Here is a 286-nt window from a genome sequence, read left to right on the forward strand (position 1 = left end):
ATCCAGCGCGTCATCACCACCGCAGCTTCCTGCGGTGCGTCGGCCAAGCCTGCGCCCAAGAGGGGGACGAGGCCACGCGCGAGCTGGTGGCGGCTGTGGCCACGGTGCTCACCTGGGCTTTGACGCTGACTTGCGTGCTGGGCGTGGTGGGGGCGCCGCTCTTGGTGTGGCTCTTGGGCCCAGGGTGGCGACCGCTTCTTTGGCGAGCCCATGCTCAACATCCAAGATTTCATGCAGTGCGTGGGCGGGCGCGGGGTGGTGAACATCCTGGCGGCTGACCAGCTCA

General features: G+C 67.8%; 2 pseudogenes. Both read left to right on the forward strand.

Annotated features, from left to right (window positions below):
- Positions 1–191, forward strand: a pseudogene (locus ACG0Z6_RS16650) (murein biosynthesis integral membrane protein MurJ); the annotation flags it as partial.
- Positions 181–286: pseudogene (locus ACG0Z6_RS16655) on the forward strand (helicase HerA-like domain-containing protein); the annotation flags it as partial. The pseudogenes ACG0Z6_RS16650 and ACG0Z6_RS16655, both read left to right, overlap by 11 nt.

Source organism: Roseateles rivi (assembly GCF_043555845.1).
Taxonomy (GTDB): Bacteria; Pseudomonadota; Gammaproteobacteria; order Burkholderiales; family Burkholderiaceae_C; genus Roseateles; species Roseateles rivi.